This window comes from Micromonospora sagamiensis (genome assembly GCF_014680085.1).
Taxonomy (GTDB): Bacteria; Actinomycetota; Actinomycetes; order Mycobacteriales; family Micromonosporaceae; genus Micromonospora; species Micromonospora inyonensis.
Genome location: NZ_AP023438.1, coordinates 2654217 through 2671201 on the forward strand (window position 1 = coordinate 2654217; position 16985 = coordinate 2671201).

The 16985-nt window shown below is 71.4% G+C and carries 16 protein-coding genes; 7 read left to right on the forward strand and 9 right to left on the reverse strand.

Annotated elements, in window-relative coordinates:
- Window positions 1–162: 162 nt before the first annotated feature.
- Window positions 163–1173: a zinc-dependent alcohol dehydrogenase gene (locus IGA62_RS11455; RefSeq protein ID WP_145815085.1), complete on the reverse strand. Its 1011-nt coding sequence runs from the start codon at window positions 1171–1173 to the stop codon at window positions 163–165.
- A gap of 622 nt (window positions 1174–1795) precedes the next feature.
- On the opposite strand from IGA62_RS11455, the gene IGA62_RS11460 reads away from it, so the two are divergent.
- The 4 genes from IGA62_RS11460 (at window position 1796) to queD (ending at window position 4996) form a co-directional block, all read left to right on the forward strand.
- Window positions 1796–3139, forward strand: a complete 1344-nt coding sequence (locus tag IGA62_RS11460) for a cation:proton antiporter domain-containing protein (protein WP_145815084.1) — start codon at window positions 1796–1798, stop codon at window positions 3137–3139.
- 145 nt (window positions 3140–3284) lie between these two features.
- The gene (gene queC, locus IGA62_RS11465; protein WP_232624961.1) at window positions 3285–3998 is read left to right on the forward strand and encodes a 7-cyano-7-deazaguanine synthase QueC; all 714 of its coding nucleotides are present in this window, start codon (window positions 3285–3287) and stop codon (window positions 3996–3998) included.
- Between the two features lie 6 nt (window positions 3999–4004).
- Entirely contained in the window at window positions 4005–4643 is a 639-nt protein-coding gene (gene queE, locus IGA62_RS11470; protein ID WP_145815083.1) for a 7-carboxy-7-deazaguanine synthase, read from the forward strand.
- A complete protein-coding gene (queD, locus tag IGA62_RS11475) occupies window positions 4643–4996 on the forward strand; it encodes a 6-carboxytetrahydropterin synthase QueD (RefSeq protein ID WP_145815082.1) in 354 nt (117 codons plus the stop codon). Before queE ends, queD begins: the two co-directional genes overlap by 1 nt.
- Window positions 4997–5070: 74 nt before the next feature.
- Here the strand turns inward: queD and IGA62_RS11480 are convergent, their stop codons facing one another.
- The 5 genes from IGA62_RS11480 to rsmI all read right to left on the reverse strand — a co-directional run bounded on the left by IGA62_RS11480 (window position 5071) and on the right by rsmI (window position 11418).
- Window positions 5071–5370: a hypothetical protein gene (locus IGA62_RS11480; RefSeq protein WP_145815081.1), complete on the reverse strand. Its 300-nt coding sequence runs from the start codon at window positions 5368–5370 to the stop codon at window positions 5071–5073.
- 84 nt (window positions 5371–5454) lie between these two features.
- The gene (locus IGA62_RS11485) at window positions 5455–6426 is read right to left on the reverse strand and encodes a hypothetical protein (protein WP_145815080.1); all 972 of its coding nucleotides are present in this window, start codon (window positions 6424–6426) and stop codon (window positions 5455–5457) included.
- 2 nt (window positions 6427–6428) lie between these two features.
- Entirely contained in the window at window positions 6429–8024 is a 1596-nt protein-coding gene (locus IGA62_RS11490; protein WP_232624962.1) for an MFS transporter, read from the reverse strand.
- A complete protein-coding gene (locus IGA62_RS11495; protein ID WP_145815079.1) occupies window positions 8021–9958 on the reverse strand; it encodes an FHA domain-containing protein in 1938 nt (645 codons plus the stop codon). The genes IGA62_RS11490 and IGA62_RS11495 overlap by 4 nt, the downstream gene beginning before the upstream one ends.
- A 500-nt stretch (window positions 9959–10458) precedes the next feature.
- The gene (rsmI, locus tag IGA62_RS11500) at window positions 10459–11418 is read right to left on the reverse strand and encodes a 16S rRNA (cytidine(1402)-2'-O)-methyltransferase (RefSeq protein WP_186499679.1); all 960 of its coding nucleotides are present in this window, start codon (window positions 11416–11418) and stop codon (window positions 10459–10461) included.
- A 340-nt stretch (window positions 11419–11758) separates the two neighbouring features.
- Here rsmI and IGA62_RS11505 point away from each other — a divergent pair, with 340 nt between their 5' ends.
- Window positions 11759–12520 carry a PIG-L deacetylase family protein gene (locus IGA62_RS11505; protein WP_145815077.1) on the forward strand — a complete coding sequence of 254 codons (762 nt, stop codon included), beginning with the start codon at window positions 11759–11761 and terminating at the stop codon, window positions 12518–12520.
- Window positions 12517–13482 carry a methyltransferase gene (locus tag IGA62_RS11510; RefSeq protein WP_145815076.1) on the forward strand — a complete coding sequence of 322 codons (966 nt, stop codon included), beginning with the start codon at window positions 12517–12519 and terminating at the stop codon, window positions 13480–13482. Before IGA62_RS11505 ends, IGA62_RS11510 begins: the two co-directional genes overlap by 4 nt.
- Window positions 13483–13641: 159 nt before the next feature.
- Here the strand turns inward: IGA62_RS11510 and IGA62_RS11515 are convergent, their stop codons facing one another.
- From IGA62_RS11515 to IGA62_RS11525, 3 genes are all read right to left on the reverse strand, one after another.
- The gene (locus tag IGA62_RS11515) at window positions 13642–14193 is read right to left on the reverse strand and encodes a PepSY domain-containing protein (protein WP_145815075.1); all 552 of its coding nucleotides are present in this window, start codon (window positions 14191–14193) and stop codon (window positions 13642–13644) included.
- Window positions 14194–14308: 115 nt separating this feature from the next.
- Entirely contained in the window at window positions 14309–15676 is a 1368-nt protein-coding gene (locus IGA62_RS11520; protein WP_145815074.1) for a sensor histidine kinase, read from the reverse strand.
- Window positions 15673–16368 carry a response regulator transcription factor gene (locus IGA62_RS11525; protein WP_091453487.1) on the reverse strand — a complete coding sequence of 232 codons (696 nt, stop codon included), beginning with the start codon at window positions 16366–16368 and terminating at the stop codon, window positions 15673–15675. Before IGA62_RS11525 ends, IGA62_RS11520 begins: the two co-directional genes overlap by 4 nt.
- 103 nt (window positions 16369–16471) lie before the next feature.
- Here IGA62_RS11525 and IGA62_RS11530 point away from each other — a divergent pair, with 103 nt between their 5' ends.
- Window positions 16472–16936 carry a septum formation initiator gene (locus tag IGA62_RS11530; protein WP_145815073.1) on the forward strand — a complete coding sequence of 155 codons (465 nt, stop codon included), beginning with the start codon at window positions 16472–16474 and terminating at the stop codon, window positions 16934–16936.
- The last annotated feature ends 49 nt before the right edge of the window (window positions 16937–16985 follow it).

Here is a 16985-nt window from a genome sequence, read left to right on the forward strand (position 1 = left end):
CCGGCCGGTACGGCGTTTCCTGTCGGGCCACCGTGGTTCGTCCCGGCGATCGCCCGAGGTCGACCGGCGAACGGCCGGTGACGGACGCCCCCGGTCGGTGGGTGGCCGGCGACGCGGTGCCGCCGCTCGGACGGCGGCACCGCGCTCCGACTCGTACGGTGGTTACTCCCCGCGCAGGTCGAAGACGACCCGGACGGTGCCGTCGGTCCGGTTGATCGCGCGGTCGATGGCCGGGCCGTAGTCGTCCAGGGTGACGATGTCGGTGAGGATCGGCCGGGTGTCGATCGCGCCGTTCGCGAGCAGGTCGACGGCCTCCCGGTACTTGCCGCCGGGCCCCATCACGCCGACCAGGCTGGCGTACGACAGCGGCAGGCGGGCGGTCTCCAGCGCGTGCTCGGCGCCCACCTGGTAACCGACCAGGCAGACCCGACCGCCGGGGCGGACCAGGTCGAGCGCGCGGACCACGGACTCCGGGTCGCCGGACGCCTCGAACACGACGTCCACCTTGTCCGCGTAGCTGGTGAGCTCGGGCAGCTCGCTGGGGTGCACCGCAGCCGCGGCACCGCTCTCCTCAGCGATCTTGCGCCGCTCGGCGACCAGATCCGTGGCGAGCGTGACCGTGGCCCCGGTCGCCTTGGCGGACTGGAGGATGAGCTGGCCGATGCCACCCGCACCGAGCACCGCGACCCGCTCGGCGGGCCGCAGGTTGATCCGGTCCACGGCGTGCAGTGCCACGGCGAGCGGCTCGGTCTGGCTCGCCGCGGCGAGGTCCATCCCCTCGGGGAGCGGGTAGAGGTTGGTCATCGGCACGGCCACGTAGGAGGCGCAGCCGCCGTCGACCGTGAAGCCGATCTCGATCAGGTTCTCGCACATCACCGGCAGCCCGTCCCGGCAGGGCCCGCAGGTCTGGCAGCCGACGATCAGGTCGCCGGTGACCGGCCGCCCGACCCAGGACTCGTACCCCTTCGGGGCGGAGTCCACCACGCCGGCCCACTCGTGGCCCGGCACGATGGGGTACCGGTTGCCGTGCCACTTGCCTCGGTACAGCCAGAGGTCGCTGCCGCAGAGGCAGCAGTAGTGCACCTTGACGACGCCCCATCCGGGAGGTGCCTCCGGGCGGGGAGTGTCGATGATCTGAGCCTTGTGTCCGCCATGGAACTGTAGAGCCCGCATTCGTCCCCCCACGCGACTGTGAGTTGTTCTCCGGACACCTTAGAGGCCGGTTGATCAGGGCTCAACAGTTCCGCTCTGGAATTTCCATCTTGACAGAGCATCCATAGCCGACTATCGTCCCGAAAGGATCCTCCAACCTCTGGGAGATTTGACGGCCGGTTCCCCGGTGACGTCCTCCAGCATCGGGGCTTGGCTGTGTCGAGGTCGCGCCCGCGGTCGTCGGACACGTTTGGGGGTGTGGCGGTAGACATCACGAGAACTGTCGTCGTGCCGCGTCTCGAAAACGCCGTTCTCCACTGCCGCCGTCGCGTCGCATTTCCGGCCCGTCCATCTCCGCACCACCTTTCGGTCATCTGGTGATGGTCCATGCCCAGGGGCGGGAGCGGGGCCCGGTACCGACCGGGTGAGTCGTCGCGACCGGTGACCGGAGAACCACCACCGGGACGTCGACACCTGAGCGAACCCTTCACTGCTTCACGACGCCCGTGCTCGTGTGCCCCCGGCGGGACGACGAACCGTCTCCCGGACCGCTCTCCGCGTTCTCCCGGCAGATGCGGCGATGGTCTGTGTCCGGAGCCCACCACCACGACCGGCGTCCGTGCTGACCAGCTCAAGGATCCAGATGAACTCCGTGCACTCCGACCTCAGGGTCGCCATCGTCGTCGCCGACATCGCCATCGTGCTGATCGTCGGCTCACTGCTCGTGATGCTGCTCCGCCGGCTGAAACAACCGCCGGTCATCGGCGAGATCACCGCCGGTATCGTGCTCGGGCCCAGCATCCTCGGCCTGCTTCCCTGGGACATCACCGGCCTGCTGTTCCCCGTCGAACTTCGCCCCCACCTCTCGATGATTTCCCAGGTGGGACTGCTGCTCTTCATGTTCATGGTGGGCTGGGAGTTCAACGGCGGCCTGATCAAGCGCGGGTCCGGGGCGATCGCGTCGGTCTCGTTCTGGGCGTTCGTGCTGCCTCTCGCGCTGGGCCTCGGCACCGCCGCCCTCCTCTACCAGCGGCACGACGTGGTCGACGGCAAGCACGTCCCCTTCTGGTACTTCGCCGCCTTCCTGGGTATCGCGATGTCGATCACCGCCTTCCCGGTGCTGGCCCGGATCCTCCACGACACCGGCCTGGCGGGTACCCGGATCGGGGCCCTGACCCTGGCCTCCGCCGCGCTGGAGGACGTGATGGCCTGGATCCTGCTCGCGGTCATGGTCGTCGGCTTCACGGCCAGCGGCGGTGTCGCCACCCTGGTCACCGTCCTGGGGCTGTTCCTGCTCTACGTGGTGGTCATGGTCCTCGTGGTCCGGCCGCTGCTGCACCGACTCGTCAGCCGGCTCACCCGGGGTGGCCAGGCGTCGCCCTACCTGGTGCCGTTGATCGCCGCCGGGGCTTTCCTCTCCGCCTACGCCACCTCCTGGATCGGGGTGCACGCGATCTTCGGCGCGTTCGCCTTCGGACTGGTGATGCCCCGCCAGCCCCAGGCGCTGCTCGCCCAGGCCCTGCACATCCCGCTGGAGAGCGGTATCCGCCTGCTGTTGCCGATCTTCTTCATCGTCACCGGGCTCAACGTCGACATCAGCGCACTCGGCTGGACCGGCCTTGGCGAACTGGCCGTCATCATGGCCGCCGCCTGCGTCGGAAAGCTGCTCGGCGCGTCCGTACCCGCCAGGCTCTCCGGCATGAGCTGGCGGGACTCCTACTCCGTCGGGCTGCTCATGAACACCCGGGGCCTGACCGAGCTGGTGATCCTCAACATCGGCGTCTCCCTCGGCGTCCTGGACGGCGAGATGTTCACCATGATGGTGCTGATGGCCCTCATCACCACGGCCATGGCGGTGCCGCTGCTGCCCCGGGGGCTGCCGCGGGTGCCGGGGAACCTGTTCAGCATCCCGCCGGTCACCGCGCCGTCCGGTTCGGCCGCCCGACCCAGGCCGGCCGAGCAGGAGGTCACCTCCGGCACGTCCTGACCGACGGCCGCGACACACCGGCGACGGGGATGCCCCGCCGCCGGTGTGTCGCGTGCCGCAGGACCACGCCCTGAGCCGGGTGTACGCCTGAACGCTGAGTAGGCTTACCGCCGGGTACGTCCGTGCCCGTCGACGAGGTGGAAGGGTGGTGTGGCGCGTGCCGACCGGGAAGCGCAAGGCCGTGGTGCTGCTCAGCGGTGGGCTCGACTCCGCCACGGTGCTCGCCATGGCGGTGCACGAGGGATACGACGCGCACGCGCTCAGCTTCCGCTACGGCCAGCGGCACACCATCGAGCTGGAGGCCGCCGCCCGGGTGGCCAAGGCGCTCGGCGCGACCCGGCACGTGGTCGCCGACATCGACCTGCGGGTCTTCGGTGGCTCGGCGCTGACCGACGACACGCTCGCCGTCCCGCACCACGCCAGCGCCGACGAGCTGGGCGACGAGATCCCGGTCACGTACGTGCCGGCCCGCAACACGATCTTTCTTTCGTTCGCCCTGGCGTGGGCGGAGACCCTGGACGCCTCGGACATCTTCATCGGGGTGAGCGCGCTGGACTACAGCGGCTACCCGGACTGCCGCCCGGAGTACGTCGCCGCGTACGAGACGATGGCCAACCTGGCCACCAAGGCCGGCGTCGAGGGGCGGCAGCGGCTGCGGATCCACACCCCGCTGATCCAGCTCACCAAGGCCGAGACCATCCGCCGGGGCCTGGAACTGGGCGTCGACTACGCGTGGACGCACAGCTGCTACGACCCGGTCGACGGCCGGGCCTGCGGCACCTGCGACTCCTGCCTGCTGCGCGGGCGCGGGTTCGCCGAACTCGGGCTGACCGACCCCGCCCTGTCCACCACCGGGTGAGGCGGCGTGTACCGGATCAAGGAGATCTTCTACACCCTCCAGGGTGAGGGCACCCACGCCGGCCGGCCGGCGGTCTTCTGCCGCTTCACCAGCTGCAACCTCTGGACCGGGCGGGAGGAGGACCGGCACCGGGCGATCTGCCAGTTCTGCGACACCGACTTCGTCGGCACCGACGGCCCCGGCGGGGGACGCTTCGCCACCGCCACCGAACTGGCCGCCGCTGTCGCCGCCGCCTGGCGGGGCCAGGCCCACCCACGCAGCCGCCCGTACGTGGTGTGCACCGGCGGCGAGCCGCTGCTGCAACTCGACGAGGCGGCCGTGGCGGCCCTGCACGACGCCGGCTTCGAGGTCGCGGTGGAGACCAACGGCACCCGACCTGCGCCGGCGGGCATCGACTGGGTCTGCGTCAGCCCCAAGGCCGGCACGGACCTGGTGCTCACCCGGGGCGACGACCTGAAGCTCGTCTACCCGCAACCGGGGGCGGAGCCGGCCCGGTTCGAGCACCTCGACTTCACGCACTTCATGCTCCAGCCCATGGACGGCCCGGACCGGGTCGCCAACACCGAGGCCACGGTGCGGTACTGCCTGGAGCACCCGCAGTGGCGGTTCAGCCTGCAGACCCACAAGTACATTGGAATCGCCTGATGGAGATCTTCCGGGAGTTCACCTTCGAAGCCGCGCACCGGCTGCCGAACGTGCCCGAGGGGCACAAGTGCGCCCGCCTGCACGGTCACTCGTACCGGGTGGCCGTGCACGTCAGCGGTGACGTCGACCCGCAGGCCGGCTGGGTGATGGACTTCGGCGACCTCAAGGCGGCGTTCGAACCGGTACGGGACCAGCTCGACCACCACTACCTCAACGAGGTGCCGGGGCTTTCGAACCCGACCAGCGAGGTGCTGGCCCGCTGGATCTGGAACCGCCTGGCCGACCGGCTGCCGCTGTCGGCGGTGTCGGTACGCGAGACGTGCACCTCCGGTTGCGTGTACCGGGGCGACTGACCCACGACGGCCCGCCGCCGTCCGTACGCCGAGGGGCCGGACCACCGTGGTGATCCGGCCCCTCGTGCCTGCTGTCACATCCGGGACTCGCCGACCCGGTCCCCCTGACCGGCCATCGGGGTCTCCCCCTCGGCCGTCGTCATCGGGGCGTCCTGACCCGTCATCCGGGCCGTCGACGCGTCCGCCATCATCATCGGCTCGTCCATCTGCTCCGTGCGCAGCTCGGGCGGCGTCGGCTGCAACGGGTGCAGGCCGACGATCTGGAGACGTCCCGGGAACACGTTCAGCCGACCGAAGTCGTCCAACCGGTTGCTGGTCTTGACGATCGACCGACGGTGCTGCCGGGTCTCCTCCAGGACCTTCTCCCGGGCCACCGGGTCGAGCTGCTCCCCGGTCTGCGGATCGCTGCCCGCCTTGGCGTGCCCCGGTTGGGCGAAGTCCGGCTCGCTGGCGCGCAGTCAGGCGGCGGTGTCCTCCCGGATGCCGTCGGCGAGCTGGCGGACGGCCGTCTCGTGGCCGGTCCCCTCGTCCCGGGCCTGCCAGTACCGGTAGACCCGGGCGGCGTGCCCGATCATGCCGGTCGTGGAGCCCCGGCTGAGCAGGAAGCTGCCGTTGCCGAAGGAGTCGCCGGCGATCACGCAGTTCGACGCCACCAGCGCGTCGCGCCCGATCCGTTCCACGTTGCTGACCAGCTTCGGGGTGGCGAGGCTGAGGGTACGGACCAGTTCCCGGCGCGGGATCTCGGTGAGCAGGGACACCTGGTCGAGGAAGTAGTCCCGGATCAGGTACCGGTGCGCGCCGAAGTACTCGACGGAGTCCCGCCGGGTGCCCGCCGGCACCATGCCGGCCTGGATCGGGTCGAAGGTCCGGTAGTCCGGCACCTCCAGGATCGTCCAGCCGGTCTCACTGAACCCGTCGTGCCCGAGCGTCATCTGCCGGACCCAGTACTCGTTGCCCTGCTTGTCGAAGGCGGAGGCGATGCGCTGGCGGGAGTTCGCCGCAACGTTGACGGCGATCAGTCCGACGATGTAGTCGGCCTGCGCCAGGATCGGGCCACGACCGTCCTGATGGTCGATCGTCACACGTTCCTGGGTGAACCCGAGCCGCTTGGCGTCGGTGCTCTCCACCCCCTCCGCGACCATGATCAGCCCGGGGGTGCCCAGGTCGAGGAGCTCGGTGCCCCGGGCCCGGATACGCCGGTAGGTGCCCTTCTCGTCGAGCTCCCGGATCGCCTCGATCCGGACCCGCAGGCGGCCGTCCGCGCCCCGGACGAGACCGTACTCCTGCGCCGCCTCCCGACGCAGCCAGCGCTGCCAGCCGGTCGGCCGGCTGGGCTCCGCCACCCGGTGGTACGTGAAGAGCCGGCACCGCGGCTCCCGACCGGCGGCGAGATCCATCCGCTCGATCTCCTCCAGGTACCGGCGGAGCATGATCAGTAGATCCTGTTGGTGCCGCCGAGGCCCACCGCGAGGAAGTCCGGGTCGGCCGCGCCGGTCGGGTCGACCTGCCGGTTCGGTGCCGTCGAGGACGTCTCGTCCAGCAGGTCGGGCGCGGTCTTGGGCACCTCGCTCTCCACCGCGAAGATGGCGAGCAGCATGGCGGCCACCATGGTGCCGAAACCGACGAGGAACGCCATCTGGAAGCCGTCGGTCAGGGCGACCGCCGTCGTCTCGCCCCGGGCGACCGCGGACTCGGTGACGTTCGCCGCCACCGGGGCCAGCACCGCCAGTCCGATCGCCGAGCCGAGCTGCTGGGTGGTGTTGAGCAGGCCGGACCGGATGCCGCTGTCCTTCAGCGTGGCCTCGGCCAGGGCGATCCGCAGCACCGGAGGCGTCGCGAGGCCGGAGCCGGTGCCGATCAGCAGGACGGCCGGCAGCACGTCGACCCAGTAGCTGCCGTCGGCCGGGATCCGGGCGAGCAACAGCAGGCCGATCGCCATCAGCCCCATCGCGGGCAGGAGCAGGGTCTTGGCGTCACGCTTCCGGGCCAGCCGGGGAGCGACCTTCAGCGAGCCGACCCCGATGGCGGCAGCGGCCGGCACGAACGCGAAGCCCAGCTCCATCACCGTGAAGCCGAGGACGTTCTGCAGGTAGAGCGCGCAGAGGAAGAACATCGCGGTCGGGCCGGCGACCATCAGCGCCAGGACGACGTTCGACCAGGCGACGTTCCGGGACCGGAGCACCTCACCCGGCACCAGCGGGTTACGCGCCCGCCGCTGCCAGAGGACGAAGCCGGCCATCAGCAGCAGCGCCAGACCACCGAGCAGCGCCACCCGGGTACCGCCGGCGTCGGCCTGCACGATGGCGTAGACCGTCAGCATCAGCGAACCGACCAGGGCCAGTGCCCCGATCCAGTCGATGCCCGCACCGGCCGAGGCGTCCCGGACGTTGTCCAGCAGCCGGGTGGCCGCCACGATGGTGACCAGCCCGATCGGCACGTTGACGAAGAAGATCCAGTGCCAGCTGAGCGACGCGGTCAGCGCCGCGCCGGCAAGCTGGCCGAGCGCGGCCCCGGACGCCGCCACGAAGGCGTAGAAGCCGAGCGCCCGGGCCTGCTCCCGAGGCTTCGGGAACATGGTCACGATCATGCTGAGTACGACCGCGGTGGTGAACGCTCCACCCACACCCTGCACGAACCGGGCCCCGACCAGTACCGCCTGGTCGGTCGCCAGGCCGCAGACGATCGAGGCGGCCGTGAACAGACCGAGCCCGCTGAGGAAGACGCGCTTGGTGCCGATCAGGTCGCCGAGCCGGCCGGCGAAGAGCAGCAGCCCGCCGAACGGGATGAGGTAGGCGTTCACCACCCAGGCCAGGTCGGCCTGGGAGAACCCCAGGCCTTCCTGGATGGACGGTAGGGCGACGTAGACGGCGGAGCCGTCGACGACGGAGATCAGGACGCCCACGCAGAGCACGACCAGCGCGAGCTGACGCTCCCGCAGGTTCCGCAACGGGCGCGCGGTGTCGCGCAGGACGACCGTCTCTCCGCCGCCGCCGTAGGAGTCGCCCCGGGGTTGGCTGAGCTTGGTCACGATGCCGAACCGGCCCCGACAGCGACGGTCTCCCGCATGTCGCCACCCATCGAGCCGGCGTCGTCGGCCATCATCTGCCGCTCGGCCGGGTGGGTCGTCATGAGCGGCGGTAGCTCGCTGCTGTGCAGCCGGCCACTGCGCACCGAGAGCCGTCGCCAGTCCGACGGGTCCAGCGGCACGAGCGAGTGCCGGTGCCGCCGGGTGGCGTCGATCGTGTTCGCTCGCTCGCCGGACGTACGTCCGGTCTGCTTCTCGATCTCCCGGATCCGCTCCTCACCGAAGTTGATCGGCACGGCCTGGCTGAACTCCTGCGCGCTGACCTGGAGCCAGCCGAGGGTGTCCACCTTGATCTGGTCGGCCAGCTCACGGATCGCCTCCGGCTGGCTGACCCCCGCGTCGCGGGCCTGCCAGTACCGGAGCACCCGGGAGCTGTGGCCCACCATGCCGGTGATCGCACCGCCGCTGGTCATGAAGTGGCCGTTGCCGAAGGAGTCCCCGGCCACCACACCGTTCGCGGCGACCAGCGCGTCCGCGCCGATCCGCTCGATCAGGCTGAACAGCTTCGGACCGTACGGCGCCTGCACCTTCTCCAGGTCGGCCACGGGGATCTCGGTGATCAGCGAGACCTGCTCCAGGTAGAACTCGCGCAGCAGCTGCTGGTACGCGTTGAGGTACTCCTTGGCCCGCTTCGGCGTGCCCGGCGGGACCAGCCCGGCCAGGATCGGGTCGAAGGTCTTGAAGTCCGGCACCTGGACCAGGATCCACCCCACCTCGGGGTCGTCCTCGTGGCCCACCGCGATCTGCCGGACCCAGTACTCGTTCCCCTCCCGGTCGAACTCGGAGGCGATGCGGCGACGCAGCCGGGCACCGACGTGCAGCTCCAGGTAGCCGGCGAGGTAGTCGGCCTGCGCCACGACCGCACCACGGCCGTCGTGGTGGTCGACCGCGACGTCCTCCTGCCGGAAGCCGAGGCGGTCCGCGTCGCTGCTGTCGAAGCCCTGCGCGATCATGAACAGCTCGGGGACGCCGAGGTCGATCAGCGGGGTGCCCGGCTTACGGATCCGGCGGTACCGGCCCCGGTAGTCGAGCTCCTGGACCTCCTCGATGATCAGGCGCTTGCGCCCGTCGGGGAGGCTGACGAAGCCGTCCTCCTGCCGCATCCACTTGAGGAAGCCGTCGCCGTCACCCTCGTCGCCGACGGCGACCCGGTGCGACAGGAAGAGACGGACCCGCGGCGTCACGCCGGCGGCGATGTCCATCTCCTCGATCAGCTCGAGGTAGCGGCGCAGCATGATCAGCACCTCGGAGGCACCGGCCTGGAACGTGGACGGGCCGTCGAGGACCGTGACCATGTCCCGGCCGACCTTCTCGGGGTCGTGCTCCGCCGGCGGCTTCGCCGGCTGGAGGATGGTGAGCACCCGCTTCGGCGTGCCGTCCGACCACCGGTCGTCGATGAACTCGGTGTGGTGGATCAGACCCGAGACGTGCGACTCCTCCACACCGGCGATGATCTCGTCGGCGTACACGTCGCCCGGCTCGGTGACGGCGCTGTAGAAGGTCTCCCGGAGCTTGAAGAGCCGGCCGTCGCCCTTGCGGGGGATGCCCTCCTCGCCGTACCGCTCGAGCATGAGCTGGTCGATCAGACCGAGGTGGTGCCAGAAGTCCTCGCGGATGTTCCAGTGGACACCGAGCGAGGGGTCACCGCGCAGTTCGACGCCGACGCAGCGACGGCCGTTGGCCACCGACCACAGCATCGCCATCATGCTGGTCCCGCCCAGCCCGAGTGCGACGAAGTCGGGATTGTGGATCCCGGTCCAGTCGATCTCGGTCTTCGTGCCACGCGGCGCGCGGGACCGCTCCGTCGGGTCGAGCGCGGTCGGCGCGCTCCCGCGCGACAGACGTTCGACCAGGGAAGCTAATCGCAGATTCTTCATGACCTTTCCTCGACTCTTGAGGTGACGGATAAGTACCAAGCAGTCGACCGCCGAACGTGGCGAGAATGGCCGCCATTCGGCTAGATCAATGCTAGTTAAACTGTCAAGCGGGTTGCCGCTGATCAGCCCCAGATCGGGTGCATTCACGGAGGCCTGAACCATCAGTCGCGGATCTACGCACGGTCTGGTGCGGTAGGTGCGATTGACGTGGCCGACCCCGGCCGCGTGCACGTCAACGGCCAGCTTGCTCGCCGCTGGCCGGTCGCATCGCTGCCGGTCTATCGCATCGCCACCCAACATTCGAGGCAACACCGACCTACGACTTTAACAGCGGGATCGGAGACCGTCCACATGGGCGACTGAAGGCGACCGAGTCGGACCGGAATTGGCGATCTGCCCGGTCAGGTCACGTGGGCGCGTCGGACACTTCGCGTATTCCCGACCCCGCCGGCATTGCACCAGATTGCGTCGACCCGATGTGACGATACGCAGTCGACACGTTACCGCAGTGGTGGGTGGTCAGGTTGTCCGCTGGTCCGGGCCCTGGCGTCCGCGTCGTCGACACCGGCGGACGCGCCTGTCCCCGACCGCTGCGCCGCCAGGCGCACCTGCTCGTACACCCAGTTGCGGGGCAGTCCGGTCACCTCCTGGACCACCTCCCGGACGAGCCGGGAGTCGGCCCCGTGGCGCACCAGCGTCTCGGTGAGCCGGTGGGCCAGTGCCCGGTCCTCGTCCGCGGGCTCCTCGCCGGCACCGGCGACGACCACGGTGAACTGCCCCCGGACCACCTGCTCTGCGGCGAGCACGGCGATCAGCTCGGAGAGCGGGCCACGGACGAACTCCTCGTCCTCCTTGGTCAGGTTGCGGGCCAGCGCCGCCGGACGGTCGCCGAGCACCGCCCGGACGTCCTCCAGCATCGCCACGATCCGGTGCGGAGCCTCGAAGAAGACCAGGGTCGCCACGCTCGCCCGGAGGGCGGTCAGCGCCGCCCGCCGCGCCGCCTCGCGCCGGGGCAGGAACCCGACGTAGTGGAACTGGTGGTTCGGCAGACCGGAACCGATCAGCGCGGTCACCGAGGCGGTCGCGCCGGGCAGCGGACGGACCGGTACGTCCGCCTCGACCGCCGCCGCCACCAACCGGTAGCCCGGATCGTTGACCAGCGGCGTCCCCGCGTCGGAGACCAGGGCGACGTCCGTGCCCTCCCGGAGCAGCCCGAGCAACTGCTGACTGCGGGACTCCTCGTTGTGGTCGTGGTAGCTCAGCAGGCGAGTGTCGATCTCCAGAGACTGGAGCAGGCGGCGGGTGTGCCGGGTGTCCTCCGAGGCGACGACGCCGACCCGGCCCAGGACCTCGATCGCCCGCAGGGTGATGTCGCCGGGGTGGCCGATCGGGGTGGGCACCAGGTAGAGCGTGCCGGAGTCGGCAGCACCCGACCGTCGCGTTCCGTCCGCCTCTGCCACCCGTCGCCCCCCGTGTCGTCGAGCCAACTGTATAGGAGCCACCCGTTGCCGACGGTCGGCCCGCCGACCACGTGGGGCGCTCCGGGCCGACCGAGCATTTCCGCGCGTCGCGCCACGGCGGGTAATCGACACCGGACGGTACGGACACGAAATCGGCGACACCGCCGGCCGACGCATTACGACTACCCAATGTCACCAATGGAATACTTGACACCCTATCGGGGCCTACTTAAGATCGAACTTCGTCGGGACATCCGAACATTCTCGGCGAAACCGTAACCGCAATTGTCCGAAACAGATCCCGTCGTGCTTCCGCAGTAATCGCTCGAAAGGGCGTCGAATGCCTGACCAGGATCACCCGGCGATAACGGACGTCGTCGTTTCGCCACATTTCGACGATGGCGCCCTTTCGGTCGCGTCGGTGCTCCGGGAGGGGCGGTCCGTTCATCTGGTCACGGTGTGCGGTGGAATACCGACCGAGGGTGACGACGAGTGGGACCGCCTGTGCGGTTTCGAGTCGGGCCCGGCCGCCGCCGAGGGGCGCGCCGCCGAGGACCGGGCCGCCGCGGCCCTCGCCGGGAACCGGGTGACCCACCTTCCCGTGCCGGACGCGCCGTACCGGACCGACTTCCCGTTCGATGCGGTGGTGGCGGCGCTGGCCCCCCTGCTCCGGCCCGACGTACGGGTCTGGGCCCCGGTCGGCATCGGCAGCCACCCGGACCACGTCGGCACCCGGGACGCGGTGCTGACCGCAGCCGCCGGAACCGGCTGCCACCTGGTCTTCTACGCCGACTGCCCGTACGCCTTCGGTTCCGGCTGGGACGCCCCGGACCGGGAGCGACCCCCCGCCGACCGGTGGGAACCGCACCTCGCCGCCCTGGCTCACCTGGTGGACGTGGCCAGCCCACGGATCACCCGTCTGGACGACCCCACCATGCGGTTGAAGATCGCTATGCTTCGCTGTCACGCCTCGCAACTGGCCGGTCTCTCCGTGGACCATCCCCACTTCATGGCCTGGGAGGGACCGTTGCGCCAGGAGGTCTTCTGGCCGGCGTCCGCCCTGATCCCCGGCCTGGAACCAACTCTCGGGAGTAGCGCATGATCGTCGGAGGCTCGACCATCCAGCCGGAGCGCGTCGACGCGGCGGCACTTCGACAGCTCGGCGACGCCCTGCGGAAGGTGGTCGGCCGAGCCGAGCCGACCCCCCTCGCCGACCTGCTCTCCGGCACCCCGGTCGACCCGGACGCGCTGACCGGGGAGATCGGCGTGGAGGGCCGGCGGGCGCTGCTCGACAGCGGCATGGCCGTCGACGACGGCACCACCTTCTCCTCGCCGCTGCGCGGCCACCAGATGCACGGCGTGGTGGTGCTCAGCGACCCGGACGTCGAGGAGGAGGTGCAGCACCGGTGGTACGTCGACCCGCTCTGGGAGGCGGACCTGCTGATCCGGCTGATGCTCCGGCGTGGCGGCGCGCGTGCCCTGGACATGGGGTGCGGCTCCGGGGTGCTCTCCCTGGTGCTCGCCGACCGGTACGAGTCGGTCCTCGGGGTGGACGTCAACCCGCGCGCGGTGGCGCTGTCCCGCCTCAACGCCGCCCTCAACGGCCTGACGAACGTCACCTTCCGCGAGGGCGACATGTTCGAGCCGGCCGAGGGGCGGTTCTCCCGGGTCGTCTTCAACTCGCCGACGAACGAGGAGGGCAGCGAGTTCGTCGACCTGCTCGAAGCCGGTGAGCCGATCCTGGAGACGTTCTTCCGCAACGTGCCCCGGAAGCTGGAGTCCGGTGGCGTGGTCGAGGTCAACCTCGCCATGAACGACTATCCCGGCGACCTTTTCCGTGAGCGGCTCGCCAACTGGCTCGGGCTGACCGAGAACGGGCTGCGGGTGCACATCTTCACCTCGCAGCGACGGACGACCGAGAGCGGCGGCGAGTGGAAGCGGGGCTGGCTGGTGGTCGCGCCCGGCCCGGTGGGACTCACCGAGACCGAGTGGCCGTACCACGACCTCTACGAGGAGGACCCGGACGCCCTGCTCAACGCGACCGACCGGCTCCTGGAGGGCTGAGGCCCAGCCCTCGCTCCACCCGGCCGGTCCCGGAGACCGTGCACGCGCGTCGGCCCCGCTCCTCCTCTCAAGGAGCGGGGCCGATGCCGGTCGGCGCGGAAACCGGCGGAGGCCCGGCAGGGAGGCGTCACCGCCGGATCCGAGCTGGTCGGACCAGGGTCAGTCGTCGTCCCGGTCGTCGTCATCGTCGTCATCGTCGTCCTGGTCGTCCTGGTCGTCGTCGGTGTCGTCCCCGTCGTCGTCCGCACCGTCGTCGTCGACCGGCTCCTGCTCGGCCTTGACCACGCTGCCGTCGGCCCGGTCCACGTCGATCTCGTGCTCGGTCGAGCCGTTGACGACCTCCACGCTCCACACCTTGCGGCCGTGCTCCTCCTCGGCCTCGACCTCGACCACCCGGCCGCCGCCGGCCCTGGCCAACGCGATCTCCTCGGCACGCTTCCGGTCCACCGCGTCGCCGGTGGCCGGGGACGTCGTGCCGGACGGCGAGGCGGGGACGCTGGTCGCCGACGGGGACGTGGGGGTGGCGGTGCCGCCGCCCGGGGTGGCGGGGGACGTCGGGCCGGCAGGGGACGTCGGGGCGGTGGTCGCGGCGGTCAGGGTGGTACGACCGGTCCGCTCCTCGGCGGCGGCAGTGGTACCGATCGCCGCTCCGGTCACCGCCAGCACCGCCGCACCACCGACGGATGCCATGATCAGGGACTTGCGCTTCATCTCGACGTACCTTTCCTCGGGTTCTGCCTACGAGGATCGGCCGGAGCGGGATAGCGGCGCGCTGCACCGATGCTAAGGCCCGGTTAAGACCTGCTCCGGCCCGCCGGTCCGGTGCTCACGAGGCCGTGGCCGCCGGTGGTGCGAGCCGGAGCACCACCTCGGCGCCACCCGCCGGACCGGTCCGCAGCTCCAGCCGTCCGCCGCCGGCCTCCGCCGCCCGGCGGGCGATGTCCAGCCCGAGCCCGGTCGATCCGGCCGTGCTGGCACCCCGCCGGACCGTGTCCGGCGGCATACCCGGGCCCTCGTCGGCCACGCTGAGCAGCACCTCCCCACGCGACCCGCCGGCCGCTCCGCGCGCCCCGGCGGTCTCCCCACGCGACCCGGCGGGCGCTCCGCGCGCCCCGGCCGCCACGTTGCCCGTGACGGCGAGCCGCACGGTGAACGGGGTGCCGTCCGGGGTGTGCGCGAACACGTTGCCGAGCAGCGCGTCGACCGCCGCGGCCAGGTCCTCGGCGGGCACCGCGACCGGCAACGGCCCGGACGCCAGCTCGCGGTGGACCGTCCGCCCGGTGTCCTCGGCCAGCACCGACCAGAACTGCACCCGGTCGGCGACCACCGCCGCCGCGTCGCACCCCACCGGGCCGACCGCCGGCCGCTGCCGCCGGGCCTGGCGGATCAGGCCGGTCACCGCCCGCTCCAGCCCGTCGACGGCGCTGGTGATCCGGGCCGCGTCCTGCGGGTCGCCCAGCGACTCGGCCTCCAGTCGCAACGCGGTCAGCGGGGTCCGGAGCCGGTGCGACAGGTCGGCCACCTGCTCGCGTTCCTGGCCCAGCAGCTCCTGGATGCGGCCGGCCAGGTGGTTGAGGGCGCCGGCCACCTCGCGCAGCTCGGTCGGACCGGCGGGGGTCACCCGGGCGTCCAGATCGGCGTTGGCGAGCCGGTGCGACACGGCGGAGAGTTCGCTGATCGGTCGGACCAGGGTGTGGGCCAGCCGGTCGGCCACCACCAGACTGATCACCACCAGCAACCCGCCGAGCAGGGCCAGCACCAGCCAGGCACGGCCCACCCCGGCGGTCAGCTCCGCGCCCGGCACCACCGTCCGGATCACGCCGGTGCCGTCCGGCCGGCCCTGCACCGCGATCACCACCTCGCGTCCGTCCGCCGACTCCGCGGTGAGGCTCTGGCCGCGCGCCGCCAGGGCCACCGCCGGGGTACGGGGTGCGGGCGTGCCGAGCACCGTGCCGTCGGGCAGGAAGACGCTGACCGGCCGGCCGGACTCGACGGCGAGCCGCTCGACGGTCAGCCGGATCGTCGCCGGATCGGCGGCGCCCACCACCGGCACCAGGCTCTGTGCGTCGGCGGTCGCCCGGACGGTGGCCCGGTCCTCGGCGACGGTTCGGACCAGCAGCGCGAGCGGCACCAGGAAGGCGACCAGGGTGAGTACGCTGACCGCGGCGGCCAGCAGGGCCAGGCGCGCCCTCACCCGGCCTCCTCCGGCGGTGCCAGCCGTACCCCGACCCCTCTGACGGTGTGCAGGTAGCGGGGCTGCTGGGCGTTCTCCCCCAGCTTCCGGCGCAGCCACGACAGGTGCACGTCGACGGTCTTGTCCGCACCGCCGTACGGGATCTGCCAGACCTCGGTCATCAGCTCGCGCTTGGTGACCACCTCGCCGGGGCGGGCGGCCAGATGGTGCAGCAGGTCGAACTCGCGCGGGGTCAGCTCGACCGGCTGGCCGTCCAGGGTCACCTGGCGGGCACGCGGGTCGACCCGCAGTCCGCCCACGACCAGCGTCGGGTCGTCCGCCCCAGCGGCCGAGCCGCCGCGCCGCAGCACCGCCCGGACCCGAGCGTCGAGCTGGGCGGCGGTGAACGGCTTCACCACGTAGTCGTCCGCGCCCGCGTCGAGGACCCGGACGATCTCGGTCTCGTCGTCGCGGGCGGTGGCCACGATCACCGGCACCGGGCTGACCGCGCGCAGCATCCGCAGCAGTTCCCGGCCGTCGAGGTCGGGCAGGCCGAGGTCGAGCACGACCAGGTCGGGCCGGTTCTCCAGCGCGTCGCGCAGCCCGTCCATCGCCGTCGACGCGGCCGCCACCGCGTGCCCCCGGTCCCGCAGTGCCCGGACCAGCGGGGTCCGGATGGTCAGATCGTCCTCGATCAGCAGCAGGCGGGGCACACCTGGCAGGCTAATCCCCTCCTACCGGCGCCGGCCCGGTCGTTAACCCTCCCTTATCGTCGTCCGGTGCTTCCGCCAACCTTCGATCGGGGATAGTCGGGGCATGCGCCGTCCGCTCCTCGCCGTCGCCGGCTGGTTGGTCACCGCCGTGCTGCTCACCCTGGTCGGGGTGGCCGCGATCCGCCTGGTCGGGGAGAGCATCACCGGCACCCCGGGCGGCGTGCGCAGCCAGGAGGAGGTCGAGCGGGCACTGGCCGCGCCGGAGCCGCCCCGGTCCGCGCCGGTGCCGTCGGCAGCTTCCGCCTCCCCCGGCACGCCGCCGCCGACCATGCCCGCGCGGTCGGGCGTACAGCGGGTCTTCGCGACCACCGGGGGCAGCGCGGTGGCCGAGTGCGGGCCGGACGGGGTACGGCTGGTCTCCTGGGCACCGGCGCAGGACTACCGGGTGGGCGAGGCCGACCGGGGCCCGGACGACGACGTCGAGGTGAGCTTCGTCGGGCCGTCCGGTGAGCACGAACTGAAGCTGCGTTGCGTCGGCGGCGAGCCGGTGGCCGAGACCGACGACTGAGGGTTCCGCCCGCGCGGCATCTGCCGTCCCTGTCGCGGGTCCGGGTGGT